This window comes from Cupriavidus ulmosensis (genome assembly GCF_977008105.1).
Window position 1 is genome coordinate 613,111 of the sequence record NZ_CDRMWP010000001.1, and the last position, 21,025, is coordinate 634,135.

The 21,025-nt window shown below is 70.5% G+C and carries 18 protein-coding genes; 15 read left to right on the top strand and 3 right to left on the bottom strand.

The genetic code is table 11. From position 1 onward, the window contains the following. Nucleotides 1–255 precede the first annotated feature (255 nt). The 3 genes from ACWTPI_RS02725 to ACWTPI_RS02735 are packed head-to-tail and all read left to right on the top strand — an operon-like array spanning nucleotide 256 to nucleotide 3,010. Nucleotides 256–1,122, top strand: coding sequence for a TauD/TfdA dioxygenase family protein (locus ACWTPI_RS02725; RefSeq protein WP_020203150.1), 867 nt, complete (start codon nucleotides 256–258; stop codon nucleotides 1,120–1,122). 13 nt (nucleotides 1,123–1,135) lie between these two features. After that, nucleotides 1,136–1,996: an HpcH/HpaI aldolase family protein gene (locus tag ACWTPI_RS02730; RefSeq protein WP_454730911.1), complete on the top strand. Its 861-nt coding sequence runs from the start codon at nucleotides 1,136–1,138 to the stop codon at nucleotides 1,994–1,996. 27 nt (nucleotides 1,997–2,023) lie between these two features. After that, nucleotides 2,024–3,010, top strand: a complete 987-nt coding sequence (locus tag ACWTPI_RS02735) for a Bug family tripartite tricarboxylate transporter substrate binding protein (RefSeq protein WP_020203152.1) — start codon at nucleotides 2,024–2,026, stop codon at nucleotides 3,008–3,010. 13 nt (nucleotides 3,011–3,023) lie between these two features. On the opposite strand, the gene ACWTPI_RS02740 is transcribed toward ACWTPI_RS02735, so the two are convergent. Continuing rightward, nucleotides 3,024–3,749: an IclR family transcriptional regulator gene (locus tag ACWTPI_RS02740; protein WP_020203153.1), complete on the bottom strand. Its 726-nt coding sequence runs from the start codon at nucleotides 3,747–3,749 to the stop codon at nucleotides 3,024–3,026. 171 nt (nucleotides 3,750–3,920) lie between these two features. Between ACWTPI_RS02740 and ACWTPI_RS02745 the strand changes: the two genes are divergently transcribed. The 6 genes from ACWTPI_RS02745 (at nucleotide 3,921) to ACWTPI_RS02770 (ending at nucleotide 9,037) form a co-directional block, all read left to right on the top strand. After that, complete coding sequence (locus ACWTPI_RS02745) at nucleotides 3,921–4,823, top strand: isocitrate lyase/PEP mutase family protein (RefSeq protein ID WP_059410469.1); 903 nt, start codon at nucleotides 3,921–3,923, stop codon at nucleotides 4,821–4,823. Beyond that, nucleotides 4,820–6,064, top strand: coding sequence for an aconitase family protein (locus ACWTPI_RS02750; protein WP_020203155.1), 1,245 nt, complete (start codon nucleotides 4,820–4,822; stop codon nucleotides 6,062–6,064). Before ACWTPI_RS02745 ends, ACWTPI_RS02750 begins: the two co-directional genes overlap by 4 nt. Then, nucleotides 6,061–6,588 carry a 3-isopropylmalate dehydratase small subunit gene (locus tag ACWTPI_RS02755; protein WP_020203156.1) on the top strand — a complete coding sequence of 176 codons (528 nt, stop codon included), beginning with the start codon at nucleotides 6,061–6,063 and terminating at the stop codon, nucleotides 6,586–6,588. Before ACWTPI_RS02750 ends, ACWTPI_RS02755 begins: the two co-directional genes overlap by 4 nt. A 169-nt stretch (nucleotides 6,589–6,757) precedes the next feature. After that, a complete protein-coding gene (locus ACWTPI_RS02760; RefSeq protein WP_454730912.1) occupies nucleotides 6,758–7,672 on the top strand; it encodes a hypothetical protein in 915 nt (304 codons plus the stop codon). Nucleotides 7,673–7,784: 112 nt separating this feature from the next. After that, nucleotides 7,785–8,258 carry a dihydroneopterin triphosphate diphosphatase gene (gene nudB / locus ACWTPI_RS02765; RefSeq protein WP_454730913.1) on the top strand — a complete coding sequence of 158 codons (474 nt, stop codon included), beginning with the start codon at nucleotides 7,785–7,787 and terminating at the stop codon, nucleotides 8,256–8,258. Then, on the top strand, nucleotides 8,255–9,037 hold the full coding sequence (locus tag ACWTPI_RS02770) for an endonuclease/exonuclease/phosphatase family protein (protein WP_043366615.1): 783 nt from the start codon (nucleotides 8,255–8,257) through the stop codon (nucleotides 9,035–9,037). The genes nudB and ACWTPI_RS02770 overlap by 4 nt, the downstream gene beginning before the upstream one ends. Before the next feature lie 90 nt (nucleotides 9,038–9,127). Here the strand turns inward: ACWTPI_RS02770 and mobB are convergent, their stop codons facing one another. Continuing rightward, on the bottom strand, nucleotides 9,128–9,661 hold the full coding sequence (gene mobB, locus ACWTPI_RS02775) for a molybdopterin-guanine dinucleotide biosynthesis protein B (protein ID WP_059410509.1): 534 nt from the start codon (nucleotides 9,659–9,661) through the stop codon (nucleotides 9,128–9,130). A gap of 102 nt (nucleotides 9,662–9,763) precedes the next feature. On the opposite strand from mobB, the gene clsB reads away from it, so the two are divergent. From clsB to ACWTPI_RS02805, 6 genes are all read left to right on the top strand, one after another. Continuing rightward, nucleotides 9,764–11,116, top strand: coding sequence for a cardiolipin synthase ClsB (clsB, locus tag ACWTPI_RS02780; RefSeq protein WP_454730914.1), 1,353 nt, complete (start codon nucleotides 9,764–9,766; stop codon nucleotides 11,114–11,116). Nucleotides 11,117–11,491: 375 nt separating this feature from the next. After that, the gene (locus tag ACWTPI_RS02785; protein WP_029043643.1) at nucleotides 11,492–12,082 is read left to right on the top strand and encodes a TetR/AcrR family transcriptional regulator; all 591 of its coding nucleotides are present in this window, start codon (nucleotides 11,492–11,494) and stop codon (nucleotides 12,080–12,082) included. Nucleotides 12,083–12,157: 75 nt separating this feature from the next. Beyond that, nucleotides 12,158–13,945, top strand: a complete 1,788-nt coding sequence (locus ACWTPI_RS02790; RefSeq protein WP_454730915.1) for an acyl-CoA dehydrogenase C-terminal domain-containing protein — start codon at nucleotides 12,158–12,160, stop codon at nucleotides 13,943–13,945. A 246-nt stretch (nucleotides 13,946–14,191) separates the two neighbouring features. Continuing rightward, nucleotides 14,192–16,615 carry a 3-hydroxyacyl-CoA dehydrogenase/enoyl-CoA hydratase family protein gene (locus ACWTPI_RS02795; RefSeq protein ID WP_454730916.1) on the top strand — a complete coding sequence of 808 codons (2,424 nt, stop codon included), beginning with the start codon at nucleotides 14,192–14,194 and terminating at the stop codon, nucleotides 16,613–16,615. A gap of 18 nt (nucleotides 16,616–16,633) precedes the next feature. Then, entirely contained in the window at nucleotides 16,634–17,833 is a 1,200-nt protein-coding gene (locus ACWTPI_RS02800; RefSeq protein ID WP_029043644.1) for an acetyl-CoA C-acyltransferase, read from the top strand. Nucleotides 17,834–17,965: 132 nt separating this feature from the next. Beyond that, nucleotides 17,966–18,742 (top strand): enoyl-CoA hydratase, encoded by a 777-nt coding sequence (locus tag ACWTPI_RS02805; RefSeq protein ID WP_020203166.1) that lies wholly within the window; start codon nucleotides 17,966–17,968, stop codon nucleotides 18,740–18,742. A 4-nt stretch (nucleotides 18,743–18,746) separates the two neighbouring features. Here ACWTPI_RS02805 and ACWTPI_RS02810 read toward each other — a convergent pair whose 3' ends face one another. Further along, nucleotides 18,747–20,951, bottom strand: a complete 2,205-nt coding sequence (locus ACWTPI_RS02810; RefSeq protein WP_454730917.1) for a TonB-dependent receptor — start codon at nucleotides 20,949–20,951, stop codon at nucleotides 18,747–18,749. Between the last annotated feature and the right edge of the window lie 74 nt (nucleotides 20,952–21,025).

Below are 21,025 nucleotides of genomic sequence, written 5' to 3' on the forward strand. Positions count from 1 at the left end.
CGCGCAAGGCCGGGGCCCGCGCGTTGCGTGCCCTGCCGCACGCGCGCGGCGCGCGGTGGCGGCCCGCCGGGCCGCGCCACAGGCGGCTTTGCGGCATTTCGGCGTGCGCGTAGGCAGAAACCCGCAGTCGCCCCGATTTGTCCATCCAGTGGACAACCTGCATTGAGGGTGCCCGCACCCGTCCCGATAATGGCTCCATCCCGCGCCGGCCCCCCTGGCCAGAAGCGTGGCGGACAGACCAGAAAGGAGACAGAGGTGCATTTCCGCAAGCTATCCAATTCCCTCGGCGCAGAAGTCGTCGGCTTCAGGATCACCGCCGACTGCGCGCCGGACGATCTCGCCGGGATCCGGCAGGCATTCGCGCAGTACCAGGTGCTGCTGTTCCGCGACCAGGACATCTCGTTCGACACGCACATCGCGTTCAGCCGGAAGTTCGGGCCGCTCGAGCAGCACGACGCGATCCCCGAGTACCGCCACCCGGACCATCCCGAGCTGATCGTCGTCACCAACGAAGGCAAGGAGCGCTCCAAGGTGTTCGGCCAGCAGTGGCATTCGGACCACTCGATGACGCTGCGCCCGAGCATGGCCTCGCTGCTGCACGCGCACGTGATTCCCGAGGTGGGCGGCGACACCATGTTCGCCAACATGTACGAGGCCTACGACACGCTCTCGGATGGCATGAAGCGCCTGCTCGCGCCGATGCGCGCGGTGCACACCGTGATCGCCGCGAAGCACCTGCGCGGGCTCGACGAGAAGACGCTGGCCGCCAAGGCCAGGAACAACCCGCCGGTGGTCCACCCGGTGGTGCGCATCCATCCGGTGACGGGGCGCCCCGCGCTCTACGTCAACGAAATGCTGACCAGCCATTTCGAAGGCATGACGGTGGCCGAGAGCCAGCCGCTGCTGCAGTACCTGTTCGCGCACTCCACGCGGTCCGAGTCCGTCTACCGCCACCAGTGGCGCAAGCACGACGTGCTGATGTGGGACAACCGCTGCACTATGCACCTGGCGCTGATGGACTATGACCACCAGCAGCTGCGCCGCCTGTTCCGCACCACGCTCGAAGGCGATTGCGCGGGCGAGTATCTCGACGCCGCCGCCACCGCTACCGCCACCGCCTGAACGGGAGACCACCATGCTATTCAGGGAAAACAGGATCAAGGCGGCGCTGGCCGCGGGCGGCGCACCGATCGGCGCGTTCGTGCAGATGGCCTGCCCGGAGATCGTCGAGGTGGCGGGCAACGCCGGCTACGACTACGTGTGGATCGACGGCGAGCACGGCTCGTTCGGGCTCGAGACCACGGTGCAGATGATCCGCGCGGCCGAGGCCACCGGCATGACGCCGATGGTGCGCGTGCCCAGCCACGACCCGGCCGGCATCGCCAAGGCGCTCGACGCCGGCGCGATGGGCGTGATCGTGCCGCAGGTGGCCACGCGCGCGCAGGCCGAGGCCGTGGTGGCGGCCGCGCGCTACCGCAACGCCGAGTGGCCGCAGGGCCGGCGCGGCGCCTGCCCGCTGATCCGCGCCACCGGCCACCAGACGCTGGACTGGAAGGGCTACGCCAAGTGGGCCAACGACAACGTCATGGTGTGGCTGCTGGTGGAGACCGTGGAAGGGCTGGACAACCTTGGCGAGATTCTCCAGGTGCCCGGCATCGACGCCATCGTGCTGGGCGCGTTCGACCTCGCGGTGTCGATGGGCCATGACGGCGACCGCCACCACCCGGCCGTGGCCGCGCGGCTCGACGGCATGATCGGCATGGTGCGCGAGCACGGCGTGGAAGTGGTGGCGCTGCTGTTCGACGCCGACATCGCGGACATGAAGGCGGCCCGGCGCCACTACGCGGACAGCGGCTGCCGCATCCTCATCGCGGGCAGCGACCGGCGCACCATTTCCAATGCTTTCGGCGCCATCCACGACGCCATCCGAGACGCTGCGCAGGACACTGGCGACGTTGCCGCGCGGGATGCCATCCGCGCTGCCGTCCCGGCCTGACGCCGGCGCAAACGGGAGACAACCATCATGCATTCCATTCCCTCCATCGCGGGGCGCGTGCTCATTGCCGCGGCCCTGGCCTGCGGCGTGGCGCGCGCGCAGCCGCAGCAGCCCTATCCGTCCAAGCCGGTGCGCGTGGTGGCGCCGGCGCCGGCCGGCGGCGGCACCGACTTCCTGGCGCGCCTGATCGGCGTGAAGATCGGCGAGAAATCCGGCCAGCCGTTCGTGGTCGACAACGTCACCGGCGCCAACGGCAACATCGGCGCCGCGCAGGTCGCGCGCGCCACGCCGGACGGCTACACCTTGCTGATGTCCTACGTCGGCACGCAGTCGATCAACCCGAGCCTGTACAAGTCGATGCCCTACGACCCGTCGACCGACCTCGAGCCGATCGCCAAGGTGGCGTCGTATCCGTTCGTGATCGCGGTCAACGTCAGCGTGCCGGTGAATTCGCTCAAGGAGCTGATCGAGTACTCGCGCGCCAATCCGACCAAGCTGAGCTTCGGCACGGCCGGCGTCGGCAGCGGCGGGCATCTCGTGGGCGAGATGTTCAACCGGCGCCACGGCACGCATATCGCGCACGTGCCGTACCGCGGCAGCGCGCCGGTCATCACCGACCTGATGGCCGGGCAACTGCAGGTCATCTTCGACACGCTGAACACCGCCGGGCCGTACATCCGCGCCGGCAAGATCAAGGCGCTCGCCGTGACCAGCGAGACCCGCGTGCCGTCCTTTCCGGAGATTCCCACGGTGGCGGAGCAGGGCTTTCCCGACATGGTGATCAGCGGCTGGTACGGGCTGTTCGCGCCGCGCGCCACGCCCGCGCCAATCGTGGCGACGATCCGCAAGCAGGTCGGCGAGGTGCTGGCCAGCGCCGACTACCGCGACAAGGTCGCGGCGGCCGGCTACGTGCCGGCGCCGCCGCAGGCCGGCGGCCAGTTCCGCGACTTCGTCAACGCCGAGACCCGGCGCTGGGCGGTGCTGGTCAAGGACAGCGGCGCCAGCATGGAGTGAGCGCGGCGCGGCGTCAGTGGCCCGCGGCCTTGATCTCGGCCTGCATGATCGCGACCGCTTCGCGCTGGCGCGGGATCGACATCCGGTCCAGCGGCGCGGTCACGCTCATGGCGGCCTGCCCGAGGCCGCCCGAGGCCTTCATCGGCACGCCCACGGCCAGGATGCCCTTGAGCGAGTAGTTGCCGACCACGGCGTAGCCGCGCTCGCGGCAGTTCTCGACCAGGCGGCGCACGGTGGAGACATGGAGGTTGCCGTAGTTCAGGTAGGCCTCGGTGTTGGCCTTGAGCAGCGCCGTCACCTGGCGCGCGCCCATCGTGGAAAGCAGGGCCACGCCGGCCGCGCCGACGCCCAGCGGCTGGCGCCCGCCGACCGGCAGCGACAGGATCTGGATCGGGTAGGTGCCGATCTCGCGATGCAGGCAGAGCAGGTCGTTGTCCTTCTGGCGCACCAGGAACACGGCGTTGCCGGTGCGCTGCGCGATGCGGCGCATCACCGGCTCCATCTGGCGCACGAACGCGCCCCAGCGGTCGTCGGGATTGTCGACGGCGGCCGCCAGCGTGAACGACTTGCCGTCCGCCTCGCGCGCCACGAAGCCTTCGGCCTCGAGGATCTCGAGCAGGCGGTACACGGTGGGGCGCGGGATGCCGGTGAGCGCGGCGAGCTCGGCCGCGCGCAGCGCCGCGGCGTCGCGCAGCGCGCGGAGGATGCGCAGGCCGCGGCGCAGGGCGCCGGGTTCCATCGGCTCGGTGGGGGGCGTGTCCGGGGACGTATTCGGGGGCGTGTCCATAGGATGGACATATTAGTGGGCAACGGCGGCGCTGGCAAAGCGCGCCGCTGCCGGTAGCAGCGCCGGCCCCGCCGCGGGGCCACGGCGATTTCCCTTCGTGAATTTCTGAACAAGGAGCAGGCAATGACCAACCCAAGCGCAGGCGCCCGGCTGCGGGCACTGATCCAGCGCGGCAGCATCGCCGTCGCGCCCGGCTGCTACGACGGCCTCACCGCGCGCCTGGTCGAGCAGGCCGGGTTCGAGGCGGCCTACATGTCCGGCCTGTGCGTGGCCGCCACGCTGGGCGAGCCGGACGTCGGCGCGATCAGCGTGGACGCGATGGTCGAGCGGGCCCGGATCATCGCGCAGTCCACCTCGCTGCCGCTGATCGTCGACGCCGACAGCGGCTACGGCGGCGCCTACAACGTGTTCCGCGCCACGCGCGCGTTCGAGGCGGCCGGCGCGGCGGCGCTCCATCTCGAAGACCAGCCGTTCCCGAAGAAATGCGCGGCGATGCCGGGCAAGACGCTGGTCGGCGCCGCCGAGATGGTGGCGCGCATCCGCGTGGCGCTGGAAGCGCGCACCGACCCCGATTTCATGATCATCGCGCGCACCGATGCGTTCGCGGTCGAAGGCCTCGACGCGGCCATCGCGCGCGCGCAGGTCTACGAGCAGGCCGGCGCCGACGCCACCATCATCATGTCGGTGGCCGCCGAGGCCGACATGGCGCGCATCACCGCGAGCCTGAAGAAGCCGACCATCGTCATGATGGTGGAGAACCTGCGCCCGCTGGTGCCGGCCGCGCGGCTGCAGGCGATCGGCTATCCGCTGGTGGTCTATCCGGTGTCGCTGCTGCAGGGGCAGGTGCACGCGCAGGCTCGCATGCTGGCCGCGCTGCGCGAGGACGGCAGCACCGCCGCGAGCGCGGCCGCGGCGGTCACGCTGGGCGACATCGCCGGCCATCTCGACCTGCCGCGCGCCAGCCGCGTGGATGCGGACTACGCGCGGTACGTGGCGCAGGCCCGCGACGGAGTCGCCGCGCAATGAGCCGCCCGTCGCTGACCGTGGCCGAGAAGATCCTGGCGCGCGCCGCCGGCCTCGGCGCCGTGCGCGCCGGCGACGTGGTGTGGGCGGTGCCCGACCTGATCGTCGCCCACGACCTCAACTACCACCGCCACCGCAAGATGCTGGACGGGCTCGGCTACGCGAACCTGGCCGCGCCCGGGAAGGTCTTCGTCACCATCGACCACACCACCAACTCGGCCGCGCCCGGGCACCTGGAAGCGCACGCCTTCATGCGCGGCGATGCGCGCGCGCAGGGCGTGGGCTGGTTCCTCGACACCGGCCGGCACGGCATCAGCCACAACGCGCCGCTGGACTTCGGCATCGTCAGGCCCGGCATGCTGGTGGTGGCCGCCGACACGCGCGCGCCGGCGCTCGGCTGCGCCGGCGCGCTCGGCGTGGCGCTGGGGCTGAGCGTCACGCTGGCGCTGGCCACCGGCAAGGTGTGGCTGCGCGTGCCCGAGACCATCCGCGTGCGCCTGTCGGGGCCGGTGCGCGCCGGCGTGATGAGCCGCGACGTGGGCCAGTGGGTGGCGGCCGCCATCGGCGCGGAGCGCGGCGACTACCGCTGCATCGAGTTCCACGGCAGCTACGTCGACGCGCTCGGCGAGGACGAGCGCCACACGCTGTGCAACGCGATGGTGGACATCGGCGTCAAGGCCGCGGTGTGCCCGGCCACCGACGCGCACGGCGTGCGCTGGGCCAGCGATCCCGGCGCGCGTTTCGCCGAGGACATCGCCTTCGACGTCTCCGGGCTGGACCTGCAGGTGTGCCTGCCGCCCGACCCGCAGCACACCGTGCCGCTGGCGCGGGCGGCCGGCGTGCCGATCACCTCGGCCTTCATCGGCTCGTGCATCGGCGGCAAGATGGAAGACCTGCGCGCGGCGGCGGCGGTGCTGGCCGGGCGGCGCGTGCATGCGGGCGTGCGGCTGACCGTGATCGCCGCGACCCAGGCGATCTACCAGCAGGCCATGCGCGAGGGGCTGCTGGCCATTCTCTCGGCGGCCGGCGCGGAGATCTCCGCCGGCATCTGCGGGCCGTGCTACGGCACCTACGCGCCGCTCGGCGACAACGACGTTTCCATCTGCACCGCCACGCGCAACGACCACGGCCGGCTCGGCAGCGAGCGCGCGCCGGTGTACCTCGCCAACGCCGCGGTGGTGGCGGCATCCGCCGTGATGGGCCGCATCGCGGCGCCGGCCGAACTGACCCGGGAGGCAGCATGACCACGACATCCGGCGGCACGCTGGTGCAGCGCGGCCGCGTATGGCGCTTCGGCGACGACGTGCTCAACGACGGCCAGATCATGGACATCGAGATGACCCGCCAGGTGGTGTACGACCCGGCGCGGCTGGCGCCGCTGGCCATGTGCGGGCTCGACAAGGACTTCGCCGGGCTGGCGCGGCATGGCGATTTCGTGGTGGCCGGGCGCAACTTCGGCAAGGGGCCGATGCACATCCAGGGGCCGCTCGCGCTGGGCGCGCTCGGCGTCTCGGTGCTGGCCGAGTCGATGGCGCGCTCGTTCTTCCGGCTGGCCGTGTCGGTGGGCCTGAAAACGCTGCCGTTCGCCGCCGGCATCACGGCCTTCGCCGGGCAGGGCGACGACATCGAGGTCGATTTCATCAGCGGCGAAGTGCTCAACCACACACGCGGCACGCGCGGCGGCTTCGGCGCCATGTCGCCGGCGCTGGTGGAGATCGTGCGCGCCGGCGGCGAGCAGGCCTGGCTGAAGGCGCAGGCGGGCGCCTGAACGCGCGGGCCGGCGGCGTTCCGGGGGCGGCGTAGCGCCGCCCCCGCCCCGGCTGGTTTCCAATTGTTACATCGCGGAACGAAGGGTCCCGGCCCCCGGTCTTCTTCCTTTAGGCGCGAAGCCGCAAGCCCGTTTCGAAGGCACGCCGGCCGCGCGGGAGGAATCTGCCGTGTCCCTGGATATAGAACTGATCCGCCAGTTTTTGCTGGCCCATGCCGAAACCATCCTGACCTGGCTGGTGGCCGGGCTGGCGATGATGTTGCTGGCGCGTTTCGAGCTGCGGCGCGCGGTGCGCCGCTCGGCCATCGCCATGTCCGAGTCGGTGGCCACCACGGTGGCGGCCTGCGTGCCGGAGATCGCGCATGCCGCGCAGAGCGGCGGCGCGGGCGCGGCACCCCAGTCCGAGCCGGTGGAGCTGCAGCGCGCCGAGGCGCTGCGCCGGGTCGCGCTCGATACCGTCGGCACCGTGATGGCGCGCGGGCGCTGGCTGGAAGACCTGGGCAACCTGCGCGTGGCCGACGACGCGCTGCTGCCGGGCGGCCGGGCCGGCGGCGCCGATCCGCTGCTGGTGGTGGCGCCGCAGCCGGTGGTGCAGGCCTACCTGGCGGCGCAGCGCAGCTTCGAGGAGCATGCCGCGCAACTGCGCGACGAGCGCCGCGAGGCCATGCGGCTGGCCGACGCGCTGCAGGCGCTGGCCGACGAGGCCGCCCACGTCGAGCAGGAAACCACCAGCATCGTGATGCGCTTCGAGCAGGCCAACGCGCAGGCCGGGCAGGGCGTGGAGCCCGGCGACTACCACCGCTTCCTGATCCAGAAGTACAACGCGCTGGGCGTGCGCGAGAAGGAGATCGGGCAGGAACGCACGCAGCTCCATGCGCAGGCGCGGCAGGCCGCCGACCGCCTCGCCGCGCATGCCAACGCGGCCTCGCGCGACTACACGCAGGCGCTCACGCCGCTGATGCAGCAGCTGCGCGCGGCGTGGGGCCACGGCGACTCGCCGGGCGTGTTCGAGACCTGGCTGCGCGAGGCGCCGGCCCAACCATCCGCCGAGCCGCCGTCCCAGTCCAGCGTGCACGCCGCCTGAGTACCGGGCGGGACCGCGCCGAAGCCTTCCGTGAACCACGGCGCCACCGTGTTTTCCCGTGGCGGCCGCGTCCATCTGCGGTAAGCTTGGGGTCGTTGCCCGCCCCCATCCCATGCCCTACAAGATTCCTCAATCCGTGCTGGTCGTGATCCATACGCCGGACCTGCAAGTGCTGTTGCTGGAGCGCGCCGACCGGCCCGGTTACTGGCAGTCCGTCACCGGCAGCCTGGATGCGCCCGACGAGCCGCTGGCCATGACCGCCGCGCGCGAGGTGGTCGAGGAAACCGGCCTCGTCGCCGCCGAGCACCGGCTCGAAGACTGGCAGCACACCCTCGACTACGAAATCTACCCGCAGTGGCGCCACCGCTACGCCCCCGGCGTGACGCGCAACACCGAGCACTGGTTCGGCCTGCGCGTGGCGCGCCCGGTGCCGGTGACGCTGGCGCCGCGCGAACACCTGCAATGGCAGTGGCTGCCGTGGCGCGAAGCCGCCGCGCGCTGCTTTTCGAGCAGCAACGCGCAAGCCGTGCTGCAACTGGACTGGCGCGTGCAGGGCCTGCGCGCGCCGCGTGGAGCCGATTCATGAGATTGCGTGTGGTCACCTACAACATCCACAAGGGCGTGACCGGCATCGCGCGCAAGCCGCGCATCCAGAACGTGCGCACCGGCCTGCATACGGTCGATGCCGACATCGTGTTCCTGCAGGAAGTGCAGGACCGCAACGACCGCCTGGTGGCCGCCGAGCTGTTCGACGCCGACCACACCCAGCTCAACTACCTCGCCACCGACGCCTATCCGCACTCGGTGTACGGGCGCAACGCGGTGTACGACCACGGCCACCACGGCAACGCGATCCTGTCGCGCCACCCGATCCTGATGTCGGAGAACCTCGACATCTCCGACCACCGCTTCGAGCAGCGCGGCCTGCTGCACGCGGTGGCGGACATGAACGGCACCGAGGCGCACCTGATCTGCGTGCACTTCGGCCTGTTCGCGCGCAGCCGCGCGCGCCAGGCCGAGGCGCTGGTCAAGCGCGTGCGCGACGTGGTGCCGGCCGAGGCGCCGCTGGTCATCGCCGGCGACTTCAACGACTGGAACCACCGGCTGGACAACCTGATCTGCTCCACGCTGGGCGCCACCGAGGTGTCCCACGCCGGCGGCGCGCGCCTGCACACGTTCCCGAGCCACATGCCGTGGTGGCAGCTCGACCGCATCTACGTGCGCGGCTTCGAGATCGAGCGCGCCAGCGCGCTGACCGGGCGCGACTGGGCGCAGCGCTCCGACCACGTGCCGCTGATGGCGGAGCTGGCCCGCATCGCGGTGCCGGAGCGGCCGCTCGCGCGCACCGACGGCGGCGGCGCCTGACGGCGCGCGAGGCCGCCGTTCGTTTTTTCCGGGAAGCGCGTTGCCCTGCCGTGGCGCCACCGCAGGTGGTTCTGGCAGCGGTGGCCGGGCCTATTGCGCCTGGCGAGTCCCGCAAGCGGGGCTGGCCTGCGCGAGCACCAGCGCGGCGATGGCGTCCAGGTCGGCCAGGTCCAGCACCGGCAGCGCGGTGGCCGCCGCCACTGTCCGCGGCTCGTCGGTGGCCACGGCCACCACGCCGGGCAGGCCGGCCCACAGCGGCGGGCGGCCCAGCGCGGGGCGGTAGACCTCCAGCTTGGGGAAGCTGCTGCGCTTGTAGCCTTCCACCAGCACCAGGTCGGTGGCGGCGGGCAGCACGGCGAGCGCGTCGGCCAGTTCGGGCGAGGGTTCGGTTTCCGGGTAGTGGCGCATCAGCGTCAGGTGGCGCGCCCCGACCAGCACCACGTTGGCGCAGCCGGCCTCGCGCATGCGCCAGGAATCCTTGCCGGGCGTGTCGGGGTCGAAGCCGTGGTGGGTATGCTTGACGCCGGCCACGCGCAGGCCGGCGGCAACGAAATGTGGGATCAGCCGGTCCAGCAGCGTGGTCTTGCCGCTGCCGGACGAGCCGGAAATACCGAAAACCTTCACGATATGGGGGCGCGTGGCGGGATAAAGCGCCGAAGATAGCAGAGAACGGCGCGCGCGGCGCGGAACATGCGCATGACACCGGCGTGCCTGATAATGTGCCCCATGCCGCCGCTTTCGCCCCCGCATCCGCATCCGCACGCCTGCCCGGTGCCGCCGTCCCGCGCCGGCATCGCCGCGCTGCGCGACGACGCCGATGCCGATGCGGGCGCGCCGCCGCAGGCGCCGCGCCGGGCCGGCCCGCTGCGCTCCGAGTGGCGCCGCGGCAAGCCGCTCGGCGGCAATGCCGTGCGGCTGCTGCGCGGCGGCGCCGAGTTCTTCCCGGCGCTGATCGCCGCCATCGACCGCGCGGTGTTCTCGGTCTCGCTGGAAACCTATATCTACGCCGACGACGAGGTCGGCGCGGCCGTGACCGGCGCGCTGGTGCGCGCGGCCGCGCGCGGCGTGACCGTGCGGCTGGTGGTGGACGGCTTCGGCGCCGGCGACATGCCGGCCGCGCTGGCCGCGCGCCTGCGCGACGGCGGCGTGGCGCTCAAGGTGTTCCGCCCGCTGCGCGGCTTTCGCCTGGCGCGGCGCAACCTGCGCCGGCTGCACCGCAAGCTCGCCGTGATCGACCAGCAGGTCGGTTTCGTCGGCGGCATCAACATCATCGACGACCACAACCACGGCCCGTTCGAGAGCGCCGGCCTGGGCCCGCGCTATGACTTCGCCGTGGAGGTGCGCGGCCCGCTGGTCGGCCAGATCGCGCTGAGCGCGGAGCGCCTGTGGTGGCAGCTCACGCTGCGCGGCGAGATGCGCAGCGTCGGGCTGGCCGGGGTGGCGGCCGAATTCCCGCTCATCACCGACCTGCCGCTGCCGCGCCAGGACGTGGCCGGCGGCATGCGCGCCGCGCTGCTGCTGCGCGACAACCTGCGCAACCGCCGCGCCATCGAGCGCCAGTACCTGCAGGCGCTGGGCAGCGCGCGGCGCGAGGTCATCATCGCCAATGCCTATTTCCTGCCCGGCTACAAGATGCGCCGCGCGCTGCTGGCCTGCCGCGAGCGCGGCGTGCGGGTGCGCCTGCTGCTGCAGGGCATGGTCGAGTACCGGCTCCAGCACTACGCCACGCATGCGCTCTACGCCACCCTGCTGGCCGCCGGCGTGGAGATCCACGAATATGCCGACAGCTTCCTGCACGCCAAGGTGGCGGTGGTGGACGATGCCTGGGCCACGGTCGGCTCCAGTAATATGGATCCCTTCAGCCTGCTGCTCGCGCGCGAGGCCAACGTCGCGGTCTACGACGCCGGTTTCTGCGCCGGCCTGCGCCAGGAGCTGGAGCGCGCCATCGCCACGCGCAGCAGCGAGGTCAAGGCCGCCACCCACGCGCGCCGCTCCGCGCTGCGCCGCCTGGGTAGCTGGGCCGCGTACATGGTGCTGCGCATCGGCGTGGTGGTGGCGGGGGTGACGGGGCGCTACTGACGCGGCCGGCCAGCCGCCTGCTGCTCTGCGGTGGCGGCGGCGCAGCGAAGCGCGGGCGCGGCGCCGCGTCGCCATGCCCCGGCTTGTTGCGCCGCACCGAACCCGGCCGCTGCGTTTAGAAACGCCGGTCTAATTAAATGCTTGCCGCCGCGGGGCGCCATCACAATAATCTGAACGACCGTTCTTTTTTGCCTTAGACTGCGTGCATTCGCGTCTGCCGGGCAGCGTCTTCAGGGCCGCCGGGCAGCGTAAATCAGCATTACGTCAGGGTCATTGCGCGGCCGCGAACAGGAATCGCGCCGCCAAGAACGGAGAAAAATCATGCGACACCAGTCTGCCCGTCTCGAATCCGCCGCTTCCGCGTCCCCCGCGCCCATGCGCAAGGGGGAAATGACGCGCGTGGCGATTCTGGATGCCGCGCTGGAACTGTCGTCCCGCGACGGGCTCGAGGGTTTGACCATCGGGCTGCTCGCGGAACGCATGCAGATGAGCAAGAGCGGCGTGTTCGCGCATTTCGGTTCGCGCGAGGACCTGCAGGTGGAAGTGGTGCGCGAGTATCACCGGCGTTTCGAGCAGGAGGTGTTCTACCCCTCGCTGCACGAGCCGCGCGGGCTGCCCCGGCTGCAATCCATGGTGCGGCGCTGGATGGAAAAACGCATCCAGGAAGTGACCACGGGCTGCATCTACATCAGCGGGGCGGTGGAATACGACGACCGCGCGGAAAGCCCGGTGCGTGACGAGCTGGTCAAGAGCGTCACCATCTGGCGCGCCGCGCTCACGCGCGCCATCGACCAGGCCAAGGAAGAGGGGCACCTGCGCGCGGACTGCGATCCGCGCCTGATGCTGTTCGAGATGTACAGCCTTGAGCTAGGCTTGCATCATGACGCCCGCTTCCTGCGCCTGCCCGCCAGCGCCGAGCTTGCGATGGTCGCGCTCAACAAGTTGATCCAGTCTTACCGAACCTGACGCCGCGTGGCGTTCCGTGCCGGGATCGTGCACGGGCGGCGTGGCGGCTTTACAGATACCTCCAAGGAGTCTTTGATGGGCCAGTACACCGCACCGTTGCGCGACATGCAGTTCGTGCTCCATGAATTGCTCGGCGTGGAAGCCGAACTCAAGGCGCTGCCGAAGCACGCCGACGTCGACGCGGAGACCATCAACCAGGTGCTCGAGGAGGCCGGCAAGTTCTGCTCCGAGGTGGTGTTCCCGCTCAACCAGAGCGGCGACCGCGAAGGCTGCACCTATGTCGGCGACGGCGTGGTGACGGCGCCCAAGGGCTTCAGGGAAGCCTACCGCCAGTACGTGGAAGCCGGCTGGCCGGCGCTGGGCTGCGACCCCGAATACGGCGGCCAGGGCCTGCCCATCCTGGTCAACAACGCGCTGTTCGAGATGCTGAACTCGGCCAGCCAGGCGTGGACCATGTACCCCGGCCTGTCGCACGGCGCCTACGAGGCGCTGCACGCGCACGGCACGCCCGAACTGCAGCAGACCTACCTGCCCAAGCTGGTGTCCGGCGAGTGGACCGGCACCATGTGCCTGACCGAGCCGCACTGCGGCACCGACCTCGGCATCCTGCGCAGCAAGGCCGAGCCGCAGGCCGACGGCGCATACCGCATCACCGGCACCAAGATCTTCATCTCGGCCGGCGAGCACGACCTCTCCGACAACATCATCCACCTGGTGCTGGCGCGCCTGCCGGACGCGCCGCAGGGCACCAAGGGCATCTCGCTGTTCGTGGTGCCCAAGTTCATCCCGGACGCGGCCGGCAACCCCGGCGAGCGCAACGGCATCAAGTGCGGCTCGATCGAGCACAAGATGGGCATCCACGGCAACGCCACCTGCGTGATGAACCTGGACGGCGCGCGCGGCTGGATGGTGGGCGAGCCCAACAAGGGCCTCAACGCCATGTTCGTGATGATGAACGCGGCGCGCCTGGGCGTGGGCATGCAGGGCCTGGGCCTGACCGAGGTGGCCTACCAGAACTCGCTGGCCTACGCCAAGGACCGCCTGCAGATGCGCGCGCTGACCGGCCCCAAGGCGCCGGACAAGCCGGCCGACCCGATCATCGTGCACCCCGACGTGCGCCGCATGCTGCTGACGCAGAAGGCCTACGCCGAAGGCGGCCGCGCGTTCAGCTACTGGACTGCGCTGCAGATCGACCGCGAGCTGTCGCACCCGGACGAAACCGTGCGCAAGGAGGCCGGCGACCTGGTGGCGCTGCTCACGCCGGTGATCAAGGCGTTCCTGACCGACAACGCCTTCACCGCCACCAACGAAGGCATGCAGGTGTTCGGCGGCCACGGCTACATCGCCGAGTGGGGCATGGAGCAGTACGTGCGCGACGCCCGCATCAACATGATCTACGAAGGCACCAACACCATCCAGGCGCTGGACCTGCTGGGCCGCAAGATCCTCGGCGACATGGGCGCCAAGCTCAAGGCCTTCGGCAAGATCGTGCAGGCGTTCGTCGAGCAGGAGGGCACCAGTGAAGCCATGCAGGAGTTCGTCAACCCGCTGGCCGACCTGGGCGACAAGGTGCAGAAGCTGACCATGGAAATCGGCATGAAGGCGATGGCCAACCCCGACGAGGTCGGCGCCGCCGCGGTGCCTTACCTGCGCGTGGTGGGCCACCTGGTGTTCTCGTACTTCTGGGCGCGCATGGCCCGCATCGCGCTGGACAAGGAAGCCGGCGGCGACAAGTTCTACGCCAGCAAGCTGGCCACGGCCCGCTTCTACTTCGCCCGGCTGCTGCCGGAGACCGCCGCCGAGATCCGCAAGGCGCGCGCCGGCTCGGCCAGCCTGATGGCGCTGGACGCGGATCTGTTCTGATCTTCGCGGTTGCCATTGCGCGTGCGCTTCCGGCGATGCGGCAGGTTGGCTCCCCTCTCCCATGCAATGGGAGAGGGGCCGGGGGAGAGGGCCGGCGGTTCGACAGGCGACGTCGCCTGAACGAGCGCCCGCCCTCTCCCCCAACCCCTCTCCCGCTTGCGGGAGAGGGGAGCCAGCCGCCAGCATGACCGGACGCACGCGGGCAACCCCCTCTCTTCTCAACGCTCACTTCTCCTAGGAGCGCGCATGTCCAATTTCATCGTCAAGAAGGTCGCCGTGCTGGGTGCCGGCGTCATGGGGGCGCAGATCGCGGCGCATCTCGTCAATGCCCGCGTGCCGGTGGTGCTGTTCGACCTGCCTGCGAAGGAAGGCCCGAAGAACGGCATTTCGCTCAAGGCGGTCGAGAACCTCGGGAAGCTGTCGCCGGCACCGCTCGGCATCAAGGAAGACGCCGCGCTGATCCGGGTCGCCAACTACGAGGACGACATCGGCCTGCTCAAGGAATGCGACCTGGTGATCGAGGCGATCGCCGAGCGCATGGACTGGAAGCACGACCTGTACAAGAAGGTCGCGCCGTATCTCGCGCCGCACGCGATCTTCGCCACCAATACCTCGGGCCTGTCGATCACCGCGCTGTCGGACGGCTTCGACGCGGACCTCAAGTCGCGCTTCTGCGGCGTGCACTTCTTCAACCCGCCGCGCTACATGCATCTGGTCGAGCTGATCCCGACCGCCGCCACGCAGCCGACCATCCTGGACCGCCTGGAAACGTTCCTGACCTCCACGCTCGGCAAGGGCGTGGTGCGCGCCAGGGACACGCCCAACTTCATCGCCAACCGCGTCGGCATCTTCTCGATCCTGGCGGTGTTCGCCGAGGCCGAGAAGTACGGCATCCCGTTCGACGTGGTGGACGACCTGACCGGCGCCAAGCTGGGCCGCGCCAAGTCCGCCACCTTCCGCACCGCCGACGTGGTGGGCCTGGACACGATGGCCCACGTCATCAAGACCATGCAGGACACGCTGCAGGACGACCCGTTCGCGCCGGTCTACAAGACGCCGGCCGTGCTCAAGGGGCTGGTGGACGCGGGCGCGCTGGGGCAGAAGACCGGCGCCGGCTTCTACAAGAAGGAAGGCAAGGCCATCAAGGTGCTGGACCCGAAGACCGGCCAGTACGTCGACGCCGGCAAGAAGGCCGACGAGATCGTGGTGCGCATGCTGAAGAAGGAGCCGGCCGAGCGCATCAAGCTGCTGCGCGAGTCAACCAACCCGCAGGCGCAGTTCCTGTGGGCGGTGTTCCGCGACGTGTTCCACTACATCGCCGTGTATCTCGAGCAGATCGCCGGCTCGGCCGCCGACATCGACCTGGCGATCCGCTGGGGCTTCGGCTGGAATTCCGGTCCGTTCGAGGACTGGCAGGCGGCCGGCTGGCAGCAGGTGGCCGACTGGGTGAAGGAAGACGTGGATGCGGGCAAGGCGCTGGCGAAGGTCGCGCTGCCGGCATGGGTGTTCTCCGGCCCCGTGGCCGAGGCCCAGGGCGTGCATGGCGCGCAGGGCTCGTGGTCGCCCGCGGCCAACGCCTTCGTCAAGCGAGCCGAGCTGCCTGTCTATCAGCGCCAGGTGTTCCGCGCCGCCCTGAAGGGCACGGCCGCGGCCGATCCGCGCAAGGCCGGCCGCACCGTGGAGGAGAACGACGCGGTGCGCATCTGGGTGAGCGAAGGCCAGGACGACGTGCTGGTGGTCTCGTTCAAGAGCAAGATGAACACCATCGGGCCGGACGTGATCGCCGGCCTCACGCGCGCGGTCGACCTCGCCGAGGCCGGGTACAAGGGCCTGGTGGTGTGGCAGCCGACCTCGCTGCAACTGGGCGCGCCGGGCGGCCCGTTCTCCGCGGGCGCCAACCTGGAAGCCGCGATGCCGGCCTTCATGATGGGCGGCGCCAAGGGCATCGAGCCCTTCGTCAAGACGTTCCAGGACGGCATGATGCGCGTGAAGTACAGCGCCGTGCCGGTGGTGGCGGCGGCGTCCGGCATCGCGCTGGGCGGCGGCTGCGAGCTGATGCTGCATTCGGCGGCGCGCGTGGCCGCGCTGGAGACCTACGTCGGCCTGGTGGAAGTGGGCGTCGGGCTGGTGCCGTCCGGCGGCGGGCTGAAGGAGGCGGTGCTGGCCGCGGCGCGCGCGGCGCAGGCCGCCGGCAGCACCAACTATCTGCAGTTCGTCACCGGACGCTTCCAGAGCGCGGCCACGGCCAAGGTCTCGGCCTCGGCGCTGGAGGCGCGCGCGATGGGCTACCTGCAGCCGTCGGACGCCATCGTCTTCAACGTGCACGAGCTGCTGCACGTGGCGCAGAACACCGTGCGCGCGCTGGCCGACGCCGGCTACCGCGCGCCGCTGCCGGCGCTGGTGCCGGTGGCGGGCCGCTCGGGCATCGCCACCATCAAGGCGCAGCTGGCCAACATGCGCGACGGCGGCTTCATCTCCGCGCACGACTTCCTGATCGCCAGCCGCATCGCCGAGGTGGTGTGCGGCGGCGACGTGGAGGCCGGCTCGCTGGTCAGCGAGGAATGGCTGCTGGCGCTGGAGCGCCGCGCCTTTGTCGATCTGCTCGGCACGGGCAAGACCCAGGAACGCATCATGGGCATGCTGCAGACCGGCAAGCCGGTGCGCAACTAAGGCAAGCGAGGAACCGACATCATGAAACAACTGCAAGACGCATACATCGTTGCCGCGACCCGCACGCCGATCGGCAAGGCGCCCAAGGGCGCGTTCAGGAACACCCGCCCGGACGACCTGCTGGCCACCATCCTGCGCGCGGCCGTGGCGCAGGTGCCCGGGCTCGATCCCGCGCTGATCGAGGACGCCATCGTCGGCTGCGCGATTCCCGAGGCCCAGCAGGGCCTGAACGTGGCGCGCATCGGCGCGCTGCTGTCGGGCCTGCCGGTCAGCGTGGGCGGCATCACGGTCAACCGCTTCTGCGCCTCGGGCCTGTCGGCGGTGGCGATGGCGGCCGACCGCATCCGCGTGGGCGAGTCCGACGTGATGATCGCCGCCGGCGTGGAGTCGATGAGCATGGTGCCGATGATGGGCAACTCGCCGTCGATGTCGCCGTCGATCTTCGCGCGCGACGAGAACATCGGCATCGCCTACGGCATGGGCCTGACCGCCGAGAAGGTGGCCAGTCAGTGGCAGGTCAGCCGCGAGGACCAGGATGCGTTCTCGCTGGCCTCGCACCAGAAGGCGATCCGCGCGCAGCAGGCCGGCGAGTTCGCCGACGAGATCACGCCGGTGGAGATCGTGGAGAAATTTCCCGACCTCGCCACCGGGCAGGTCGACGTCAAGACGCGCACCATCGCGCTCGACGAAGGCCCGCGCCCGGAGACCTCGCTCGAAGGGCTGGCCCGGCTGCGCCCGGTGTTCGCCAGCAAGGGCAGCGTCACCGCCGGCAACAGCTCGCAGACCTCGGACGGCGCCGGCGCGCTGATCCTGGTCTCGGAGAAGATCCTCAAGCAGTTCAACCTGGTGCCGCTGGCGCGCTTCGTCTCGTTCGCGGTGCGCGGCGTGCCGCCCGAGATCATGGGCATCGGCCCCAAGGAAGCGATTCCGGCCGCGCTCAAGGCGGCGGGCCTGACCCAGGACCGGATCGACTGGATCGAGCTCAACGAAGCCTTCGCCGCGCAGGCGCTGGCGGTGACGCGCGACCTTGGCCTGGATCCGGACAAGGTCAACCGCATGGGCGGCGCCATCGCGCTGGGCCACCCGCTCGGCGCCACCGGCGCGATCCGCTCGGCCACCGTGGTGCACGCGCTGCGCCGCCACGACCTGAAGTACGGCATGGTGACGATGTGCGTGGGCACCGGCATGGGCGCGGCGGGGATCTTCGAGCGCGTCTGAACGCGCCGCGGGCGACGTAGTCGAGACGGGCCACGGAACACGGACTCGCGCCGTGCCGCCGTGGCCCGTCTTGCCATTCTCCCGGCCCGTCGTACAACAGCGCCGGGCCGGCCAGCAAGGAGCGGACATTCCATGAGCATTCTCACCACCATCGGGCAGGGCATCCTGACCATCGAGTTCGACCGGCTCGACAAGAAGAACGCCATCACCGCGGCGATGTACCAGGCGATGGCCGACGCGCTGCGCGCGGCCGAGACCGACCCGGCCGTGCGCGTGGTGCTGCTGCGCGGCAAGCCCGAGGTCTTCACCGCCGGCAACGACCTCGACGACTTCATGAAGCGCCCGCCCACCGGCGGCGAGGGCGAGCCGCCGGCGCCGGTGTTCCAGTTCCTGCAGCAGATCAGCCAGGCCGGCAAGCCGCTGGTGGCCGCGGTGAGCGGGCCGGCGGTCGGCGTGGGCACCACCATGCTGCTGCATTGCGACCTGGTCTACGCCTCCGAGACGGCGCGGCTGTCGCTGCCGTTCGCGCAGCTCGGGCTGTGCCCGGAAGCGGCTTCGAGCCTGTTGCTGCCGCGCCTGCTGGGCTACCAGCGCGCCGCGGAAAAGCTGCTGCTGGGCGAAGCCTTTGGCGCGCACGAAGCGCAGCAGATCGGGCTGGTCACGCGCGTGCTGCCGGTGGCCGAGCTGCACGAGTTCGCGCTGCAGCAGGCGCGCAAGCTGGCCGCGCTGCCGGCCTCGTCGCTGCGCGCGACCAAGCGCCTGATGAAGGGCGGCGACATGGCCGCGGTGCAGGCGCGGATGCAGGAGGAAGGCGAGACGTTCCGGCGCATGCTGCAGGCGCCGGAGGCGAAGGAGGCCTTCACCGCGTTTTTCGAGAAGCGCCGCCCGGATTTCTCGCGCTTCGACTGAGGCGTCAGAACGAGTAGACCGCGCTCAGGACGGCGGCGCGGCCGTCGCCGTATTCGAGCGCCGACGAGCGCGAGGCGCTGCCCAGCGACTGCCGCACCCGCTCCACGTAGGCCTTGTTGAACAGGTTGTCGACGTTCAGCTGGAACCGGAGGCGCTTGTTCGGCGCATAGCCGAGCATGGCGTTGTGCACCAAATAGCTGCCGAGCTTGCCGTCGCCGGCCGAGGTCACGTTGCGCCTGCCGACGTAGCGCGCGCCGTAGCCGAGCGTCCAGCCGGCCGCAAGCTGGTAGGTGGTCCACAAGCTGAGCGAATGCGCCGGCGTGTTGGCCAGCGCCTTGCCTTCGCGCGCGGGCGCGAGAGGCGACCGGCGCGTCGCGCTGTTCAGGTAGGTGTAGCTGGCCAGCAGGTCCCATTGCGGCGTCAGCTTGCCGGCCGCGCCCAGTTCCACGCCGCGCACGCGCTGCTTGCCCGCCAGCGCGTAGCTGCCGTCGGCCAGCCGTTCGCGCGCATTGTTCTTGTCGACCTGGAACAGCGCGCCGTTGACGCTCAGGCGCCGCGCCATGAACTCCCATTTGGTGCCGGCCTCGAAGGTCCTGTTCTTTTCCGGCGCGAGCGAGGCCGTGTTCTTGTCCACGCCCGAGCCGGTGGTGACGAGATGCTCGGCGGACGGATTGAAGGCGGTGCCATAGGCGGCATAGACGCGGCCGTTGTCCGTGGGCTTGAAGACCACGCCCGCGCGCGTGCTGAGCTGGCGGTCGGCGCTGTCCGCGCGCTCGGTGGGTTTGCCCGCCGGCGTGCTTTGCGAACTGCCGTCCATCCAGTCGTAGCGCATGCCCAGGCTCAGGTCCCAGGCCTTGCCCAGGGCGATGGTGTCGAGCGCGTAGAGCGCCTTCACGTCGAGCCAGGTCCGGTTGTAGCCGCTGTCCTGCCGGTTGGCCGGGCCGCTCCAGAAGCCGGGCGGGTTGCGCAGGTCGTAGCCGCCGGCGGGGTAGTGGCCGGAGAGATTGTAGGAATAGGTGCCGCGCTCGTAGGTCTCGCGCGAGATCTCGAAGCCGCCGACCAGCGTGTGCGCCAGCCCGAAGGTATCGAACCGGCCGGTCAGGTTGGTCTGGTTGATCCACATGGCGGTGGTCGAATCGCGGCCGTAGCCCTGCGGGCCGGCCGGCTTGTAGCGCCCGGGCGGCAGCCCGGTCTGGTCGACGTGCGAGGCCGAGATGACGGTGTCGCGGTGCAGGCGCGAGTAGCGCGTCAGGTTCTGCAGCTTGAGCCTGTCGCTGAACTCGTGTTCGAGCCGGGCGGTGATCGCGTCGGTGGTAATGTCTTCCTTGTCGAGATTGCGCCAGCCGAAGTAGCCGTGGCGGCCCGCGCCGGCCAGCGGGTGGCCGTTGAGCGCCGGCACGCCGTAGTCGGGCAGGTTGTCGTCGCGCTGGTGGAAGTAGCTCAGGGTCAGCTGCGTGGGCGATCGCAGGCCGAACACGACCGACGGCGCGACGCCCCAGCGGCGCCGGTCGACCGGGCCGCGGCCCGGCACGTCGTTCTCGTGCGCCATCAGGTTCAGGCGCACCGCGGTCGATGCCGCGCCCCACGGCAGCACCTGGTTGGTGTCCAGCGTCAGGCGGCGGAAGTTGTCGGTGCCGAGGCCCGCGCCGGCGTGCGTGAAGCTGTCCGCCCCGGGCTGCTTGCTGATCATGTTGATGCTGCCGCCGGTGGTGCCGGCGCCGCCGAACACCGAGTTCGGCCCCTTGATGACCTCGACCGCCTCCAGGTTGAACAGGTCGCTGCGGTTGTTCTGGCCGCTGTCGCGCAGGCCGTCGACCTGCATGTTGGCGTTGGCGCTGAAGCCGCGGATGTTGATGCTGTCGCCCGAGCCGCCGCCGCCCTCGCCGGCGTTGAAGGTGATGCCGGAAACGTTGGACAGCACCTGCCGCAGGCTCAGCGCGTTCTGCTCCTCCATCACCTGCCGCGGCACCACCGAGATGGTCTGGGGCGTGTCCAGCAGCGGCATCGCGTACTTGGCCGAACCCGAGGCGTTCACCTTGGCGCCCGGCAGGAGCGCTTCGCGCAGCGTGACCGTTTCCAGCTCGACGTGCCGGCCTCGCCGTTCGCGGTCCTCGGCCAGGACCGGCGCGGCGCAGGCCGCCATCGCCAGCACGGTGCAAGCCAGGGGGCGGCGCGGCGGCAGCGCGACGGATTTTATGTAGCTGCTCATTCTTTGCTCCAGAAACACGATTGATAATCATTCGTATTTAAGGATCGAAAGACAGGCCGGGGACTCGGAAGCAG